At 79.1% G+C, this 16,973-nt stretch carries 15 protein-coding genes; 5 read left to right on the top strand and 10 right to left on the bottom strand.

Going from position 1 to position 16,973, the window contains the following annotated elements; translation table 11 throughout:
• Positions 1–32: 32 nt before the first annotated feature.
• The 3 genes from EDC03_RS01495 to EDC03_RS01505 form a co-directional block, all read right to left on the bottom strand.
• Entirely contained in the window at positions 33–1,718 is a 1,686-nt protein-coding gene (locus EDC03_RS01495) for a ribonuclease J (protein WP_123378418.1), read from the bottom strand.
• Entirely contained in the window at positions 1,715–2,566 is an 852-nt protein-coding gene (gene dapA, locus EDC03_RS01500) for a 4-hydroxy-tetrahydrodipicolinate synthase (protein ID WP_123378755.1), read from the bottom strand. The genes EDC03_RS01495 and dapA overlap by 4 nt, the downstream gene beginning before the upstream one ends.
• Positions 2,567–2,656: 90 nt before the next feature.
• Positions 2,657–3,520: a lysophospholipid acyltransferase family protein gene (locus tag EDC03_RS01505; RefSeq protein WP_123378419.1), complete on the bottom strand. Its 864-nt coding sequence runs from the start codon at positions 3,518–3,520 to the stop codon at positions 2,657–2,659.
• A gap of 278 nt (positions 3,521–3,798) precedes the next feature.
• Between EDC03_RS01505 and EDC03_RS01510 the strand changes: the two genes are divergently transcribed.
• Together EDC03_RS01510 and EDC03_RS01515 are read left to right on the top strand one after the other, a co-directional pair.
• Positions 3,799–4,662 (top strand): alpha/beta hydrolase, encoded by an 864-nt coding sequence (locus EDC03_RS01510; RefSeq protein WP_158674160.1) that lies wholly within the window; start codon positions 3,799–3,801, stop codon positions 4,660–4,662.
• Entirely contained in the window at positions 4,659–5,414 is a 756-nt protein-coding gene (locus EDC03_RS01515; RefSeq protein ID WP_123378421.1) for a hypothetical protein, read from the top strand. Before EDC03_RS01510 ends, EDC03_RS01515 begins: the two co-directional genes overlap by 4 nt.
• Positions 5,415–5,439: 25 nt before the next feature.
• Here EDC03_RS01515 and EDC03_RS01520 read toward each other — a convergent pair whose 3' ends face one another.
• The 3 genes from EDC03_RS01520 to EDC03_RS01530 are packed head-to-tail and all read right to left on the bottom strand — an operon-like array spanning position 5,440 to position 8,314.
• Positions 5,440–6,171: an endonuclease/exonuclease/phosphatase family protein gene (locus EDC03_RS01520; protein ID WP_123378422.1), complete on the bottom strand. Its 732-nt coding sequence runs from the start codon at positions 6,169–6,171 to the stop codon at positions 5,440–5,442.
• Entirely contained in the window at positions 6,168–7,376 is a 1,209-nt protein-coding gene (locus tag EDC03_RS01525; RefSeq protein WP_338418790.1) for an ROK family glucokinase, read from the bottom strand. The genes EDC03_RS01520 and EDC03_RS01525 overlap by 4 nt, the downstream gene beginning before the upstream one ends.
• Positions 7,373–8,314, bottom strand: a complete 942-nt coding sequence (locus EDC03_RS01530) for an ROK family glucokinase (protein ID WP_123378423.1) — start codon at positions 8,312–8,314, stop codon at positions 7,373–7,375. The genes EDC03_RS01525 and EDC03_RS01530 overlap by 4 nt, the downstream gene beginning before the upstream one ends.
• Positions 8,315–8,536: 222 nt before the next feature.
• Here EDC03_RS01530 and EDC03_RS01535 point away from each other — a divergent pair, with 222 nt between their 5' ends.
• The gene (locus EDC03_RS01535; protein ID WP_123378424.1) at positions 8,537–10,339 is read left to right on the top strand and encodes an AMP-dependent synthetase/ligase; all 1,803 of its coding nucleotides are present in this window, start codon (positions 8,537–8,539) and stop codon (positions 10,337–10,339) included.
• A gap of 43 nt (positions 10,340–10,382) precedes the next feature.
• Here the strand turns inward: EDC03_RS01535 and EDC03_RS01540 are convergent, their stop codons facing one another.
• The 3 genes from EDC03_RS01540 to EDC03_RS01550 are packed head-to-tail and all read right to left on the bottom strand — an operon-like array spanning position 10,383 to position 13,255.
• Positions 10,383–11,576: a glycosyltransferase family 4 protein gene (locus EDC03_RS01540; protein WP_123378425.1), complete on the bottom strand. Its 1,194-nt coding sequence runs from the start codon at positions 11,574–11,576 to the stop codon at positions 10,383–10,385.
• A 1-nt stretch (position 11,577) separates the two neighbouring features.
• Complete coding sequence (locus EDC03_RS01545) at positions 11,578–12,999, bottom strand: hypothetical protein (protein ID WP_148057980.1); 1,422 nt, start codon at positions 12,997–12,999, stop codon at positions 11,578–11,580.
• Positions 12,974–13,255, bottom strand: a complete 282-nt coding sequence (locus EDC03_RS01550) for a hypothetical protein (protein ID WP_123378427.1) — start codon at positions 13,253–13,255, stop codon at positions 12,974–12,976. The genes EDC03_RS01545 and EDC03_RS01550 overlap by 26 nt, the downstream gene beginning before the upstream one ends.
• A gap of 209 nt (positions 13,256–13,464) precedes the next feature.
• On the opposite strand from EDC03_RS01550, the gene EDC03_RS01555 reads away from it, so the two are divergent.
• Both EDC03_RS01555 and EDC03_RS01560 read left to right on the top strand, forming a co-directional pair.
• Positions 13,465–15,504, top strand: a complete 2,040-nt coding sequence (locus tag EDC03_RS01555; protein ID WP_123378428.1) for a DEDD exonuclease domain-containing protein — start codon at positions 13,465–13,467, stop codon at positions 15,502–15,504.
• Positions 15,501–15,782 carry an Lrp/AsnC ligand binding domain-containing protein gene (locus EDC03_RS01560; protein WP_123378429.1) on the top strand — a complete coding sequence of 94 codons (282 nt, stop codon included), beginning with the start codon at positions 15,501–15,503 and terminating at the stop codon, positions 15,780–15,782. The genes EDC03_RS01555 and EDC03_RS01560 overlap by 4 nt, the downstream gene beginning before the upstream one ends.
• A gap of 19 nt (positions 15,783–15,801) precedes the next feature.
• Here EDC03_RS01560 and trpD read toward each other — a convergent pair whose 3' ends face one another.
• On the bottom strand, positions 15,802–16,869 hold the full coding sequence (gene trpD / locus EDC03_RS01565) for an anthranilate phosphoribosyltransferase (protein WP_241966963.1): 1,068 nt from the start codon (positions 16,867–16,869) through the stop codon (positions 15,802–15,804).
• Positions 16,870–16,973: the final 104 nt, after the last annotated feature.

A 16,973-nucleotide genomic window follows, 5' to 3' on the forward strand; every position in this document is an offset into this window, starting at 1 on the left:
GCCCCGGCCGAGCCGGGGCGGCGCGGCGGGCGTCAGGCGCTGACGACGACCGGGACGATCATCGGCCGGCGGCGGAGGCGGCCCGAGGCGAAGCGGCCGACGACGCGGCGCACGACCTGCTGGAGCTGGTGGGTGTCCGTCGTGCCGTTGGCCGCGGCCTGCTCGAGCGCCGCGACCACCTGGCCGCGCACCTGGGCGAAGACGGCGGAGTCCTCGGCCACGCCGCGGGCGTGGATCTCCGGGCCCGCCACGACGGCGCCGGAGGAGGCGTCGACGGCGACGAAGACGGAGATGAAGCCCTCGTCGCCGAGGATGCGGCGGTCCTTGAGGTCGGCGTCGGTGATGGCGCCGACCGAGGAGCCGTCGACGTACACGTAGCCGCACGGCACCGCGCCCGCGATCCGGGCGACGCCGTCGCGCAGGTCGACAGCGACGCCGTCCTCGGCGATGACGACGCGCTCGCGCGGGATGCCGGTGGCCACCGCGAGGTCGGCGTTCGCGTGCAGGTGGCGGTGCTCGCCGTGCACCGGCATGACGTTCTTCGGGCGCACGATGTTGTAGCAGTAGAGGAGCTCGCCGGCGCTGGCGTGGCCCGAGACGTGGACGCGGGCGTTGCCCGAGTGGACGACCTTGGCGCCGAGCCGCGTGAGCCCGTTGATGACGCGGAAGACCGCGTTCTCGTTGCCGGGGATGAGCGAGGAGGCGAGCACGACGGTGTCGCCGCGGCCGATCCGGACCCGGTGGTCGTTGTTGGCCATGCGGGACAGCGCGGCCATGGGCTCGCCCTGGCTGCCGGTGCACATGAGGACGACCCGGTGCTGCGGCAGGTCGTCGACCTGCTTGGCGTCGACGAGGACGCCGTCCGGCACGGTCAGGTAGCCGAGGTCGGCGGCGATCCCCATGTTGCGGACCATGGAGCGGCCGACGAGCGCCACGCGGCGCCCGGAGCGGGCGGCGGCGTCGAGCACCATCTGCACGCGGTGCACGTGGGAGGCGAAGGACGCGACGATGATCCGGCGGTCGGCGGTCCGGAAGACCCGGTCCAGCGACGGCTCGATCTCCCGCTCGGACATCGTGAAGCCGGGGACCTCGGCGTTCGTGGAGTCCACGCAGAAGAGGTCGACGCCCTCCTCGCCGAGCCGGGCGAAGGCCCGCAGGTCGGTGATGCGGCCGTCGAGCGGCAGCTGGTCCATCTTGAAGTCGCCGGTCAGCAGCACCGAGCCGGCCGCCGTGCGGACCATGACGGCGAGCGCGTCGGGGATGGAGTGGTTGACGGCCACGAACTCGGCGGAGAAGGGGCCGAGGTCCTCGACCTGGCCCTCCCGGACCGTGAGCGAGTACGGCCGGATCCGGTGCTCCTTGAGCTTCGCCTCGACGAGGGCGAGCGTCAGGGTGGAGCCGACGAGGGGGATGTCGGGCCGCAGGCGCAGCAGGTAGGGCACCGCGCCGATGTGGTCCTCGTGGCCGTGGGTGAGGACGACGGCGACGACGTCGTCCAGCCGGTCGGCGATGGAGGAGAAGTCCGGGAGGATGAGGTCGACGCCCGGCTGGTGGTCCTCGGGGAAGAGGACGCCGCAGTCGACGACGAGCAGCTTGCCGGCCGTCTCGAGGACGGTCATGTTGCGCCCGACCTCGCCGAGGCCGCCGAGCGGGGTCACGCGCAGCGTGCCCTCCGCCAGCTCGGGGGGCGGTCCCAGCTCGGGGTGGGGGTGGCTCACAGGAGACCTGCTTCCGTCAGGGCAGCGCGCAGCAGCTCGTGCTCGTCGTCGTCGAGCGCGACGAGGGGCAGCCGCACGGTGCGGTGGGAGGTGGCACCGAGCAGCTGCGCGACGGCCGAGGCCGAGGCGGCGCCCTGGGTGCGGTTCATGATGGCGTCGACGACCGGCAGCAGCCGGGTGTGGACGGCCCTCGCCGTGGGCAGGTCGCCCGCGTCGACGGCGTCGACCATGGTCCGGTAGGCGCCCGCGGCGGCGTGGCCGACGACGCTGACGACGCCGGCCGCGCCGGCGGCGAGGTGGGCCAGGTTGAGCGCGTCCTCGCCGGAGTACCAGGCCAGGTCCGTCGTGGCCATGACCTGCGAGGCGGCGAAGAGGTCGTTGCGGCTGTCCTTCACCGCGACGACCCGGGGGTGCTCGGCGAGCGCCCGCAGCGTGTCCACGCCGACGGGGACGCCGGTGCGCCCGGGGATGTCGTAGACCATGACCGGGAGGTCGGTCGAGCCGGCGACGGCGCGGAAGTGCGCCAGCAGCCCCGCCTGGGGCGGCTTCGAGTAGTAGGGCGTCACGACGAGCAGGCCGTGGGCGCCCGAGTCCTGCGCGGCGCGGGCGGCCTCGACGCTGGCGGCGGTGTCGTTGGACCCGGCGCCGGACAGGACGTGGGCCCGCTCCCCCACCGCCTCGAGCACGGCGCGCAGCAGGACGTCCTTCTCCCGGGGCGTCGTGGTGGGCGACTCGCCCGTCGTCCCGTGGAGGACCAGGCCGTCGCAGCCGGCGTCGACGAGGTGCTCGGCGAGGCGGACACCGCCGTCCACGTCGAGCGAGCCGTCGGCGGTCATCGGCGTCGCCATGGCCACGAGGACCGACCCGAAGGGGCGGGGCACGGTCGGACCCGGCCTCTCCGGCGAGGACGGGGTCGTCGTCTGCGGCACGGGGGCACGCTACCGACCCCGGCGCCGCCTCCCGCGCACCGCCGCACGGCCGCCGCGCGTGCCGCCGGGGCGCGCCGGGCCGGTCGCGCCGCCCCCCGGGCCGTCGACGGGGCGGGCCGGCCCGTCCGGCGCCAGGCCGCCCGGGACGCCGGACGGCGGCAGGGGCGGCGGGCCCTCGGCGCCCTGCTCGCGGTGCCGGGCGATGACGTCCTTGGTGACGGTCGCGTACACGTCGACGTACTCCTGGCCGGACAGCGCCACGAGCGCCCGCATGATGTCGTCGGTCGCCGCCCGCAGGACGAAGCGGTCGTCGGCGCGGCCGGCGTAGCGGGACAGGTCCACGGGCGGCCCCACCCGGACGCCCACGCGGCTGAGGTTCGGCACGACCCGGCCGACCGGCTGGACGACGTCCGTGCCGACCATGGCGACGGGCACGACCGGGACGCCGCTCTCGAGCGCCAGGCGCGCCGCCCCCGTGCGGCCCCGGTGGAGGCGGCCGTCGGGGCTGCGCGTGCCCTCGGGGTAGATGCCGAGCAGCTCGCCGCGCCGCAGGACGGCGAGCCCGGTCCGGAGGGCCGCCAGCCCGGCCGTGCCGCCGGAGCGGTCCACGGGCAGCTGCCCCACGCCGCGGAAGAAGCCGGCCGTGAGCCGGCCGCGGACGCCGCGGCCGGTGAAGTAGTCGTCCTTCGCGAGGAAGGTGACCCGGCGGTCGAGGACGAGCGGCAGGAAGATCGAGTCGCTGAAGGACAGGTGGTTGCTCACGAGGAGCGCGCCGCCGTGGTCCGGGACGTGCTCGGCGCCCTCGACCCACGGCCGGTACGTCGTGAGGAGCAACGGCCCGAGGACGAGCCGCTTGAGCAGCCAGTAGAGCAACCGACGACCCCTCCCGGTCTCCCGCTGCCGCCGGCCCCTGCGCTGGAGCCGGCCCGCGGCCGGTGCGGCGGCGGGCGGGTGTCGAGCGTAGGGCCACCCCGGGGGCGCCCCCTCCCCGGCGCCCGTCCCCGGCGCCCGTCCCCGGCGCCCATCCCCGGCGCCCGTCCGGGGCGGTCGTCCGGGTCCGCCCGTCCGCCTCCCGGGTGGCGGCCTCGCCCGTCCGGGCGCGGCCGCTCCCGACGGGCACGCGGCGGGGGCGTCCGTGCGACGATCGGCCCGTGCCCCAGCGCCACCCCCGGACCGGACGACGCGCGGGCCGTCCCCCCGCGCGCACCCCCCTCGTCGTGCGCGGCGCCGAGGCCTGGTCGGCCGACCCCCCGGCGGGCCCGGGCGACGGGCCCCGCGTCGGCGTCCTCGTCCTCCACGGCTTCACCGGGAGCCCCGCCTCCGTCCTCCCGTGGGCCCACGCCCTCGCGGACGCCGGGCTCGCCGTGGCCGTCCCCCGGCTCCCGGGGCACGGCACCGACGTCCGTGACCTCGACCGCACGACGTGGCGCGACTGGTACTCCCTCGCCCGCGCCGACCTCCAGCAGCTGCGCGACCGGTGCGACGTGACCCTCGTCGCCGGCCTGTCGATGGGAGGCGCCCTCGCCCTCCGGCTCGCCGTCCACGAGCGCGACCTCGTCGACGGCGTCGCGGTGGTCAACCCCGCCGTCCTCCTCGGGGACCCCCGCCTCGTGGCGCTCCCCGTGCTGCGGCTGCTGCGGCGCACGGTGCCGGGCGTCGCCGACGACATCGCCATGCCGGGACGCACCGAGCTGGGCTACGACGCCGTCCCCCTGCGGGCGCTGACGTCCTTCCTCGGCCTCATGGCCGAGGTGCGGCGCGACCTGCCCCTCGTGACGCAGCCGACGCTCGTGGCCTCCTCGCCGCAGGACCACCTCATCCCGCCGGAGAGCTCACGCGTCGTCCGAGCCGGCCTCGGCTCGGCCGACGTCCGCGACGTCCGCCTCGAGCGCAGCTACCACGTGGCGACGCTCGACCACGACTTCCCCCTCGTCGTCGAGGAGACCCTGCGCCTCGTCCACGACGTCGTCGACGGCCGGACCGCGACGACGCCCGTGGCGGGGGTGCCCGCATGACCACCGCCGACGAGCCGCGCCCGGAGGACGAGGACCGTCCCGCCGGAGGCACGGACGACGCCGCCAACGCCGCCGACGCCGCCGACGCCGCCGACGCCGACTCTCGACCTCAGGTCGAGGGTGACGTCGAGGGTCGTGGCGGTCCGTCGCGCCGGTCGGACGTCGACGTCGAGGCGGCCTGGGCCGACATCGTCGCCCGCTGGGGCGACGTCCCCGACGCCGCCGCCGAGGTGCGACGCCCCCCGCGCCCGTCGGGCCGCGACGGCGGCGCGCCCGGGCGGCGGGTCGTGCGCGAGCCGGGCACCCCGGCCCCTGGGGCCGGGCCGGGCACGCCCGGCCTCCCCGGCCCGCAGGACGTCCCGCCCGGTCCGCCGCCCGCCCCGGGCGCACGGGGCGACGGGCCGGCCCAGCCGGTCCGGCCGTCCCCCGGCGCCGACGACGACGTCGTCGGCTGGGAGGACCGTCCGGCCGGCCCCACGCCCGACGAGCGACCGCCGGTCGTGCCCGAGGACGAGGGGCACTACGAGCCCCCGCCGCTGGCCCCGGCGCCCCCGACGGACCGCGTCACCCGTCTCGCCTGGGTCGGTGCCCTCGCGGGGCCGGCGCTGCTGCTCCTGTGCGCGCTCGTGTGGCGGGACGCCCCGACGCTCGTCGTGCTCGCCGCCGTGGCGGCCTTCGTCGCGGGCTTCGCCGTCCTCGTCTCGCGGCTGCCGCGCTCGCGGGACGACGACGACGACGGCGCGGTGGTCTGACCCGCCCGGCCCGGCGCCCGGGGCGTCAGGCGCGGACCGGGTCCCCGACGGCCAGGTCGGCGACCACCGGTCGGTGGTCGCTGGCGCCGTCCACCGCGGGCACCGTCGTCGCGAGGACGCGCGCGCCGCGGACGAGGAGGGCGTCGATCCGCTGCCGCGGACGCGCCGCGGGGTAGGTCGCGCCGTCGCCGTCGCGGCCGGCCACGGCCCAGCAGTCCTCGGCGTCCGGCAGCAGCGTCGACCACGAGGGCCCGCCCGGGCGCTCGTTGAGGTCCACCCCGACGACGCGCGGGACGGCCCCGGGCGCCCGGCCGACGACGTCGTCCGGCAGCGGCTGCAGCCGCCGGACGTGGTCGGCCCGCTCGTCCTCGGAGAGGCCGAGGTGGGCGCTGGAGACGACGACGGGCGCGCCCCCGGGCGGGGCCACGAGCGCCGTCGCGCTCCCGCGGACGGGCATGCGCAGCCCGCGGACGGGCAGCTCCGTCGCCGCGGCCGCGAGGACGTCGAGCCGGGCGGCGACGAGGACGACGGCCCCCGCGGCGGGCCGGCCGGCGGCGCCGACGAGCATCCCGGCGCGGCGCGCGAGGTCGGCGGCGCGGGGCAGCGTGCGGGGCCCGCGGGGGCCCTCCTGCAGGAGGGCGACGTCGCACCCGGCGTCGCGCAGCACCCCGGCGACGGCGTCGGCGCCCGCGCGCAGCCCGTGGACGTTCCAGGTGAGGACACGCAGCGTCGTCCCCGGTGCCCGCCCGGCCGTCATCCCCAGCCCCGCGAGAGGTCCGCCGCGCCGACGAGGCCGGCGTCCGGCCCGAGCCGCGCCAGGACGACCTCCGCCTCGGGCCGGTGCCCGCGGCCCGTGAGGGTGCGCCGCATCTCCTCGCGCGCCGGGCCGAGCAGCAGCTCGCCGGCCTCGCTGACGCCGCCGCCGATGACGAAGGTGCCCGGGTCGAGGGCGGCGGCCAGGTTGGCCAGCCCCGTCCCGAGCCAGCGCCCCGTGTCCTCCATGATCTCCACCGCCGCCGGGTCGCCGGCGCGGGCGGCGGCGGTCACGACCGGGCCGCGGACCGCCTCGGCGTCGCCGCCGGCCCCGGCGAGCAGGGCGTGGCCGAAGGGCGAGCCGCCCCGCGCCAGCTCCCGCCCGTCGCGGCCGAGGGAGTTGCCCGACGCGTACTGCTCCCAGCAGCCGCGGTTGCCGCACTCGCAGCGGTGCCCGCCGGGCACGAGCACCATGTGGCCGAACTCGCCGGCGATGCCGTACCGCCCCCGCTGCAGGCGCCCGTCGCGGACGACGGCGCCGCCGATGCCCGTGCCGAGGGTGATGACGACGAGGTGCGGCTCGCCGCGTCCCGCGCCAAAGCGGTACTCCGCCCAGGCCGCGGCGTTGGCGTCGTTCTCCACGAGCGTGCGACGGCCGACGCGCCGGCCGAGCCGCTCGCGCACGCGCAGCTCCACGGCCTCGCGGAGCGGCTCGTCCCGCCACGCGAGGTGCGGGGAGAAGAGGACCGTCGAGCGGGTGGCGTCGACGAAGCCCGCGGCGCCGATGCCGACCGACACGACGTCGTGGCGGGCCGACAGCTCCTCGACGAGGTCGGCGATGAGGTCCTCGACCGCCTGCGGGCTGCGGGTCGGCGTCTCCCGGCGGGCCCGGGCGACCACGCGGCCCTCGGCGTCGACGACGCCGGCCGCGACCTTCGTGCCGCCGATGTCGATGCCGATGGCGAGCCCGTCCCCGATCCACGCCCGCCGCGCCTGGCGGCGGAGCCGCTCCCCCGCCTGGTGCCGCCGCTGCCGGGCGACCTCGTCGACGCCGCCGGGGAGCAGGGTCGAGCGCTCGCGGGCGGCGCGGCGGCGCTGCGCCGGGGTGCCCTCGCCGTCGCGCGGCCGCCGGCGGGGCCGCGCGGGCGGCAGGCCGTCCCGGCCGGGCCGGTCCGGGAGGTCGTCCTGCGGGCCGGGCGGACGGCTCACGGGCGCGCGGCGAGCGCCGCGACCCCGACCATGCCCGCGTCGTTGCCGAGGACGGCGGCGTCGATCCGGGCGAGGTCACGGTGCATGGCCGCCGTCAGCGCGCCGGCGAAGGCCTCGCGCATCGGCTGCAGGAGGAGGTCGCCGGCCTCGCTGACGCCGCCGCCGACGAGCACGAGCCCCGGGTCGAGGACGGCGGCCAGGCTCGCGGCGCCCTCGCCGAGCCAGCGCCCCAGCGTGGCCACGAGGCGCACCGCCGCGACGTCGCCCTCCTCGGCCGCCTGCGTGACGTGGACGCCCATGACGGCGTCGGGGTCGCCGCCGGAGAGCTCGAGGAGCCGCGCGGCGGCGACGGGCTCGGTGCGCGCGAGCGCCCGCGCCCAGCGGACGAGCGCCGAGCCGGAGCCGTACTGCTCCCAGCAGCCGGTCCGGCCGCAGCCGCACTGGTGGCCGTCGGGGACGACGCGCAGGTGGCCGACCTCGGCGGCCATGCCGCCCGTGCCTCGGACCAGCTCGCCGTCGAGGACGATCCCGCCGCCGAGGCCCGTGCCGACGGTCAGCAGCACCATGTCGCGGCTGCCCTTCCCGCCGCCGTGCGTGAACTCGCCCCAGGCGGCGGCGTTGGCGTCGTTCTCGACGACGACCGGCAGCCCGACCCGCTTCTCGACCTCCTCGCGCAGCGGCTCGTGCCGCCAGGAGAGGTTGGGCGCGAAGACGACGACGGAGCGGGTGGCGTCCACGTACCCCGCGGCCGCGACGCCGACGGCCGTCACGTCGTGCTCGGCCCGCAGCTCGGCGACGGCGTCGGCCACGGCGTCCTCGATGGCCTCCGGGTCGGTCGCCGGGGTGTCGCGCCGGGTGCGGGCCAGGACCGCGCCGTCGTCGTCGACGACCCCGGCCGCGATCTTGGTCCCGCCGATGTCCACGCCGATGGTGCTCATCCGGCTCCCGTCCTCGCCCTCGCCGCCACGCCGGCTGCGGCGGACGGGCTCCGGGCCAGGAGGCTAGCGCCCGCGGGCCCTCCCGCCGCCGCACGGCCACGCCGGGACGGGCGGGGGCGCCGTCGTCGGGGCGACCCACCCCTACGCTGGAGGCACCGGCCCGGGGCGGCGCCGGGGCCGTCGCCGTCGGCCCGACGCCCCGGCGGGTCCGAGGAGACGCCCGTGCGCGAGGCCAGCCGACCCCCGCTCGTGGACGCCGACCCCGCGCACCACCTGGCGCGCCTCGTCGTCGTCAACGCCGACGAGCAGCCCGACGCCGTGTCCTTCCGGCGCCCGGACGGCTCCGGCGGCTGGGCCGACGTCACCGCGGCGCAGTTCCGCCGCGAGGTCGAGGACGTCGCCGCGGGCCTCGTCGCGGCGGGCGTCGCCGTCGGCGACCGGGTCGGCCTCATGTCCCGCACCCGCTACGAGTGGACGCTCGTCGACTTCGCGATCTGGACCGCGGGCGCCGTCACGGTGCCGGTCTACGAGACGAGCTCGCGCGAGCAGGTGGCCTGGGTGCTGCAGGACTCCGGCGCGCGGGTCGTCGTCGCGGAGACGGCGGCGCACGCCGGCCTCGTGTCACGGGCGCGCGCGGAGGGCGACGGCTCGCCGACGTGGACCGTCGACGACGGCGGGCTCGACGCCCTCCGCGCGCTCGGCGCCGACGTGGACCGCGCCGAGCTCGACCGGCGGCGGGCGTCCCTGCGGGGCTCCTCCCCCGCCACGCTCATCTACACGTCGGGCACGACGGGGCGCCCGCGCGGCTGCGTGCTGACCCACGAGGGCTTCCTCCTTCTCGCGGAGAACGCGGTCGCGCTCATGCCGGGGGTCCTGCGCGGCCAGGACGCCTCGACGCTCCTCTTCCTCCCGCTGGCCCACGTCCTGGGGCGCTTCGTCCAGGTCCTCGCCGTGGCCGCGCGCACGCCGATGGGGCACACGCCGGACCCGAAGCAGCTGGCCGACGACCTCGTGTCCTTCCGCCCGACGTACGTCCTGTCGGTCCCCCGCGTCTTCGAGAAGATCTACAACGGCGCCGAGGCGAAGGCGGACGCGGCCGGCCGGGGCGACCTCTTCCGCCGGGCGGCCGGCGTGGCCGAGCGCTGGAGCCGGGCGGAGCAGTCCGGCGGCGCGGGCCTGCTGCTCAAGGCCCAGCACGCGCTCTTCGACCGGCTCGTCTACCGCCGCATCCGCGCGGCCACGGGCGGTCGGCTCGAGTACGCCGTCTCCGGCGGCGCGCCGCTCGGCGAGCGTCTCGGCCACTTCTTCCGCGGCGTGGGCATCACCGTGCTCGAGGGCTACGGCCTCACCGAGTCGACGGCGCCCACGACGGTCTGCACGCCCGACGCGCTGCGCATCGGCACCGTGGGCCGACCGCTGCCGGGCACCTCGGTCCGGGTGGCCGACGACGGCGAGATCCAGCTCCGCGGCGCCCACGTGACCGCGGGCTACTGGCACGACGACGCGGCCACCGCGGCCGCCACCGTCGACGGCTGGTTCCGCACCGGCGACCTCGGGCACCTCGACGACGACGGCTACCTGCGCATCACCGGCCGGTCCAAGGAGATCCTCGTCACCGCGGCCGGCAAGAACGTGGCCCCCGCCGTCCTCGAGGACCGGCTGCGCGCCCACCCGCTCGTGGGGCAGTGCATGGTCGTCGGCGACGGCCGGCCCTTCGTCGGCGCCCTCGTGACGCTCGACCCGGACATGCTGCCGATCTGGCTGTCCAACCACGGCCTGCCCGCCGTCGGCCCGGCGGAGGCGTCGGCGCTGCCCGAGGTCGTGGCCGAGGTGCAGCGCGCCGTCGACGCCGCCAACGAGGCCGTGTCCCGCGCCGAGTCGGTGCGGCGCTTCGTCGTCCTGCCGACCGACCTCACCGAGGAGACGGGGCACCTCACGCCGTCGCTCAAGCTCAAGCGCCAGGCCGTGCTGCGCGACCACGCCGACCGCGTCGAGGAGATCTACGCGGCGGCGCCGCCGCGCTGACCGCCCCGGGGCCCGCCGGCGGGGACCTGGCCGGCCGGCGTCGTCAGGGCCCGAGCCGGAGGGCCGGGTCCGCGGCGACGGGCAGCGGCACCGCCGGGTCGAGCAGCCCCCGGAGGCGCGCCACCTGCCCGTCCCAGGACCACGTCGAGGCCACCCACTCCCGGCCCGCCGCGCCCATGGCCCGCGCACGGGCGCGGTCCCGCAGCAGGGCGGCCACCGCGGCGGCGACGGCGGCCACGTCGCGCCCGTCCACGACGAGCCCGGTGCGCCCCTCGAGGACCGCGTCCGGGGCGCCGCCGGAGCGCCCTCCCACGACGGCGAGCCCGGTCGCGGCCGCCTCGAGGTAGCAGATGCCCAGGGCCTCCGGCTCGAGGCCGAGGAGCCGGGTGCGCGTCGGCATGGCGAAGACGTCGCCGGCGGCGTAGTGCTCCGGCGTGCGGTCCCAGCCGACCCGCCCGGCCATGACGACGGCATCCGCGACGCCGAGGCGGCGGGCCAGCCGCTCGACGCGCCGCCGGGCGGGGCCGTCGCCGACGACGAGGAGCACCGCGTCGGGCACCTGCGCCAGGACGGCGGGCAGGGCCCGGACGAGGACGTCCTGGCCCTTGCGGGCGACGAGGCGCGAGACGCAGACGACGACGGGCCGGTCGCCCAGCCCGTGGGCGCGGCGGACGGCGCCGTCGCCGGCCCCGGGCCGGAAGCGCGTGGCGTCGACCCCCGGCACGAGGCGCTGGAGCCGCTCGCGGGCGGCGGGCGCGAGGGGGCGGGCGATGCGCCCCGCGCACCACGGCCCGAGGGCGGTGACGACGTCGACGCGCCGGCCGATCGCCCGCAGCGCCGTCCGGGCGCCCGGCAGGGAGGACCACCAGACCTCGTGGCCGTGCGTCGTCGCGACGAGGCGGCGCACCCCGGCCCGGCGGAGCGCGGGCGCCATGAGGGCCAGCGGCGCGGCGGCGCCGAACCAGACGCGGTCGCAGCCGTGCTCGCGCGCCGTCGCGACGACGCGGCGCACGACCGCGGGCGTCGGCACGAGCAGGCGGGCCGGGTCGCGGACGACGGGGAAGGGCAGGGCCGCGTCGTGCGCCGCGTCGCCCGGCTGGCGGGCGGTGTGGACGACGACCTCGTCGGCCGGCAGCCGGGTCGCGACGGCGAGGACGAAGGACTCGATGCCGCCCGTGCGCGGCGGGAAGTCGTTGGTGACGACGAGCGTCCGGCCACCACGGGGGGACGGCGCCACGTCAGGCCGTCCCCGCGAGCGCGACGACGTCGTCTCGCCACTGCTGCTCGAGCACGGCCAGGTCCACGCCGAGCACCTGCGGGACGGCCTGCTCGGGCGGGACGGGCGCCGCGCCGGGCACGACCTCGCCGGCCACCTCGGCCGGGGCCCGCCCGGTCGTGGCGCGGACGAGCTCCAGCAGGGCCGGGCGCCCGTACCGCTGCTCCACCGTCCGGGCCGCGAGGTAGGCGGCGCCGTAGGCCGGCGCGACGTCGCCGCGCGTCGCGTCGAAGGCCTCGGGGGCGGGGAGGGACGCCGGCGGCCCGTCGCGGCGGACCGCGTCGAGGAGGTCGGCGGCCACGGCCTCGGGCGGCAGCGCCTCCTCGCCCTCGCCGGGGGCGTAGCCCACGAGGTCGGCGAAGCCCTCGGACAGCCAGAGCGGCGGGTCCGCGGCGGCGCCGGCGCGGACGGCCACGTGCGTCGTCTCGTGCGTGAGGACGACCGTGCGGCCGCGCTCCTCCAGCCGGGCCAGGCCGGAGGGGTTGACGAGCACGCGGTCGACGGCCCCCTCCGCGCCCGCGGCACCGGAGCCGCGCTCGGCGCCGACGGTGAGGGCCGCGAGCTGGTCGAGCCCGGCCGTGCCGTCGCGCCCGAGCACGCGGGCGAGCTGCTGCTCGTCGGCGGGGACGACCAGCACGGTCCGCCGGGGCCACGACGTCCCCCAGACGGCGTCGACCCGGCGGGCCGCGACGTCGCCCAGCGCCCCCTGCTCCTCGAGCACCGCCCGCGGGGCGGTGCCGACGACGACCGTCCGCTCGGTCTGCACGACGTCGACGACGCCGAGGTCCCACAGGTCGGCGCGCGTGGGGCCGTCGTCGTCCGCGGTGAGGAGCCACGCGCCGTCGCGGCGGACGACGGTGAGGGACTGCTCCCGCTGCTGGTCCACGGGGTCGACGCCCGCCACCCGGTAGGACAGGAGCACGTCGGCCACCCAGGCGTCCGGCCCCAGCTCGGCGAGCCGGCCGGCCCCGAGCGGGGCGCCCTCGCCCCGCACCTCGTAGGACCAGCGCTCGAGCGGCACCCGCGCGAGCCCGGTGGCCGTGGCCTCCTGGCGCGCCCGGAAGTCGGGGGCGGCCGGGTCCGCCGTCCCGACGACGCCGGCGACGTCGCCCGCCAGCACCGCGGCGGCACGGCGGTCGAGCAGCTCCTGCAGCGCGGCCTCCCGGGCCTCCGCGGCGGGCACCGCCGACGCGGTCGGCGACGGCGACGGGTCGGGTGCGCCGACGTCGGGCCCGTCCGCCGCCCGGGGCACGAGCAGGGCCGCGGCCACGCCGAGGACGACGACGAGGGCGCCGACGAGGAACAGGGCGGACCGGCCGGGGCGCCGCCGCCGGCCGGCGGGCCGGGCGGCGCCCGCGTCAGCCCGCCCTGGTCGCCCGTCCACGCCGGGCATCGTAGGAGCCGCCGGCCGGCGGCCCGTCCGCCGCGGGCGGGCCGACGGGCACGAGCCGCAGCGGCGGGACCAGGCCCGAGCCCGCCAGCACGGCGATGGCCGCGCGCTCGGCCTCGTCGAGGTCCTCGGCGGGCCGCGGGCCCGCCGGCTCGTCCCGGCGGACCGCCGGCATGCCCAAGAGCACGCTGACGACGCAGTCGGAGCAGGCCGGGCCACGCACCGCGCAGCCGTCGCAGTCGACGATCACAGCAACTCCCCTCGCTCGGCGGCCGGGGGACCCCGACCGACGCGACGGACGCTAGGGAGGGGCACCGACAACGCCCCCGCCGCGCCGCCCCGGGGTCCGCGTCGACGGCCCGGCGCGGGCGGGCCCCGTCGACCGGCCGCCGCGCCCGCCACCCGGTCGGCGGGCGCGGCGGCCGGTCGCTGTCGGGGGGCCCGCCTACGGTCCCCCGCATGCCCGTCGCCCTGCCCCGCACCCCGCCGGCCGCGCCCCCGCCGGCGCCCGGCGCCCCCCGGGCGCCGCGGGTCCCCGTCCAGACGTCGCTCGACGACCTGGGGACGCCCCTGCACGAGGTGACGTTCGTCGTCGTCGACCTCGAGACGACGGGCGGCTCGTCGCGCACGTGCGCCATCACGGAGATCGGCGCGGTGAAGGTGCGGGGCGGCGAGGTGCTCGGCGAGATGTCGACGCTCGTGGACCCGGGCGGCCCCGTCCCGCCGCTCATCACGGTGCTCACGGGCATCACCGACGCCATGCTCACCGCGGCCCCGCGCGTCGAGGAGGTGCTCCCGGCCTTCTGGGAGTTCGTCGGCGACGCCGTCCTCGTCGCGCACAACGCCCCCTTCGACACGGGCTTCCTCCGGGCCGCGGGCGCCCGCGCCGGACGCCGCTGGCCGGGCAACGAGGTCGTCGACACGGTGCCGCTCGCCCGGGCCGTCCTGGCCCGCGACGAGGTCCGCAACCACAAGCTGGCCACGCTCGCCGAGCACCTCGGCGCCACGACGACCCCGACGCACCGCGCCCTCGACGACGCGCGCGCCACGGTGGACGTCCTCCACGGCCTCCTGGGCCGGCTCGGCGGCGTGGGCGTCCGGACGCTCGAGGACCTCCGCGAGCAGCAGCGCGCCGGCACGCGGGTCTCCCCCGCGCGGCGCGCCCGCCGCCACCTCGCCGAGGGCCTGCCCGACGCGCCGGGGGTCTACCTCTTCGTCGACGCGCTCGGCGAGGTCCTCTACGTCGGCACGTCCCGCTGCATCCGGCGCCGGGTCCGCAGCTACTTCACGTCCTCCGAGACCCGCGCGCGCATGGAGCAGATGCTCGCGCGCGCCGCCCGGGTGGTCCCCGTGGTCTGCCCGACGCCGCTCGAGGCCGCCGTCCGCGAGCTGCGCCTCATCGCCGAGCACCGGCCCGCCTACAACCGCCGCTCGACGCGGCCGGAGCGGACCCGCTGGCTCAAGCTCACCGACGAGGCCTTCCCCCGGCTGTCCGTCGTCCGACGGGTGGCCGAGGACGGCGCCACCTACCTCGGTCCCGTCCGCGGCGCGGCGGCGGCCGCGCTGGCGGTCGAGGCCCTGCAGGAGGCGCACGCCCTGCGCCGCTGCGCGGGGCGGCTGCCCGCCCGGCCGTCCCCGTCGGCGTCGGCGTGCGCCCTGGCGGCGCTCGGGCGGTGCGGGGCCCCCTGCACCGGGGCCCAGGACCGCGAGGGCTACTCCGTGGTGGTCGAGGCGGCGCGGGCCTCGATGCTCGACGACCCCCGTGCGGTCGTCGAGGCGGGCCTGCGCCGGGCGGGCGAGGCCGCGGCCGCCGAGCGCTTCGAGGAGGCCGCCGCCCACCGGGACCGGCTGCTGGCCTACCTCGCCGCCGCCGGCGCGCGGCAGCGGCTCGCCCCCCTGGCCGCGGCGCCCGAGCTCGTCGCCGCCCGTCGCCGTCCGCCGGAGGACGGGGGCGGCTGGGAGCTCGTCCTCGTCCGCCACGGACGGCTGGCGGGCACGGCGGTCGCGCCGGCCGGCACCGACCCGATGGTCGTCGTGGCGTCCCTGCGGCAGGCCGGCGAGGTCGTCGGCGCGCCGGCCGGACCGGCGCCGGCCGCCCTCGTCGAGGAGACCGAGCTCGTGGCGCGCTGGCTCGAGCAGGAGGGCGTGCGCCTCGTCGAGCTCGACGGCGTGTGGGCCAGCCCGCTGCACGGGGCCGCCGGCGCCGCGGGGCGCCTCCGGCTCCCCCTCCCCCCGGTGGAGGAGCTCGCGGCCGTGGCCGAGGAGGCGGCGGGCGCCGACGCGGTCGTCGCCTGGCCGGCCGAGGAGGCCCGGGGCGTGCCGGACGAGGAGGACCCAGAGGAGGACGCCGACGCGACCGGCGCACCCGTCCCCCCGGGGCCGGGTGCCGTCGCGCCGGCGGCGCACCCGCCGGCGGCCGCGGCCCGCTCGACGCCGACGGCCCCGCGCGCCACCCTGGGCGCGCCCCTCACCGCCGAGACCGCCGGAGCGCGTCCGTGATCACCGCCATCGTCCTCGTCGACACCGAGGCCGCCCTCATCCCCGAGGCGGCCGCCGCCATCGCCGACCTGCCCGACGTCACGGAGGTCTACTCCGTGACGGGCGACGTCGACCTCGTCGCCGTCGTGCGGGCCCGCCGCCACGAGGACCTGGCCGACGCGGTCGCCGACCGCATCAGCAAGGTGCCCGGCGTCGTGCGCACGCGCACGCACATCGCCTTCCGCACCTACTCGCGGCACGACCTCGAGCAGGCCTTCGACCTGGGTCTCGAGGGCTGAGGCGGGCGCTCGCGCCCGCTCAGGCGGAGGTCGCCGCGACCCACCGCTCGAGGACGTCGCCCGCGGCGCCGGAGTCGACGGACGCCGCCGCCCGCCCCAGCGCGGCGGACAGCCGGCCGGCCAGGTCGCCCCCGCCGCCCTCCGCCGCGACGAGGGCGCCGGCCGCGTTGAGCAGCACGGCGTCGCGCACCGGCCCGGGCCGCCCCGCGAGGAGGTCGCGGACCACCGCGGCGTTCTCGGCCGGGCCGCCGCCGCGCAGGTCCTCGGGGACGGAGCGCGGCAGGCCGAGGTCGACCGCGTCGACGACGAGCTCGCGCACCGCACGGGGCGTCCCGTCGTCGCCGCCCTCCGGGGCGTGCACCCACCACACCGTCGTCGGCGCCGTCGTCGTCAGCTCGTCGAGCCCGTCGCCGCCGCGGACGACGAGGGCGTCGGTGCCGCGGGCGGCCATGACGCCGGCGACGAGCGGGGCCGTCCGCGCGTCCGCGACGCCGACCGCCGCGGCCGCGGGCCGCGCGGGGTTGGTCAGGGGACCGAGCAGGTTGAAGGCCGTCGGCAGCCCGAGCTCGCGGCGCACGGGGGCCGCGTGCCGCATCGAGGGGTGGACGACGGGCGCGAAGCAGAAGGTGATGCCGACCTCGACCGCCACCTCGGCGACCCGGGCGGGGGGCAGGTCCAGCCGGACCCCCAGCGCCTCGAGGACGTCGGCCGTGCCGCAGGCGGACGACGCCGCCCGGTTGCCGTGCTTGACGACCCGCTCGCCGGCGCCGGCGGCCACGAGCGCCGCCATCGTCGACAGGTTGACGGTGCTCGCCATGTCGCCGCCGGTGCCGACGACGTCGAGCGCCCGGCCCGGCACGTCCAGCGGCACGGCGACCTCGAGCATCGCGTCGGCGAGCCCGGTCAGCTCCGCCACGGACTCGCCCTTCGCCCGGAGGGCGACGAGGAAGCCGGTCAGCGGGACCGCCGGGGCCTCGCCCGCGACGACCCGGCCCATGGCCCACGCGGTCTCCGCGGCCGTGAGGTCGTGGCCGGCGAGCAGCCGTGCGGTCAGGTCTCGCCACGAGGGCCCGGCGGTCGCCTGCACGGGACGGAGACTAGCCACCCGGGGCCCCGCCGCGGCCGTCCCGGAGCCGCGCGCCGACGGCGCCGGACGGGCCCACGAGGTCACGGGACGGACACGACGGGCTG

Source organism: Pseudokineococcus lusitanus (genome assembly GCF_003751265.1).
Classification (GTDB): Bacteria; Actinomycetota; Actinomycetes; order Actinomycetales; family Quadrisphaeraceae; genus Pseudokineococcus; species Pseudokineococcus lusitanus.

Excerpts from the sequence above, each read along its gene's own strand:
- EDC03_RS01530 (WP_123378423.1), bottom strand. The coding sequence starts at position 8,314 with ATGAGCACCATCGGCGTGGACATCGGCGGGACCAAGATCGCGGCCGGG.
- EDC03_RS01515 (WP_123378421.1), top strand. The coding sequence starts at position 4,659 with ATGACCACCGCCGACGAGCCGCGCCCGGAGGACGAGGACCGTCCCGCC.
- EDC03_RS01520 (WP_123378422.1), bottom strand. The coding sequence starts at position 6,171 with ATGACGGCCGGGCGGGCACCGGGGACGACGCTGCGTGTCCTCACCTGG.
- EDC03_RS01555 (WP_123378428.1), top strand. The coding sequence starts at position 13,465 with ATGCCCGTCGCCCTGCCCCGCACCCCGCCGGCCGCGCCCCCGCCGGCG.
- dapA (WP_123378755.1), bottom strand. The coding sequence starts at position 2,566 with ATGGCGACGCCGATGACCGCCGACGGCTCGCTCGACGTGGACGGCGGT.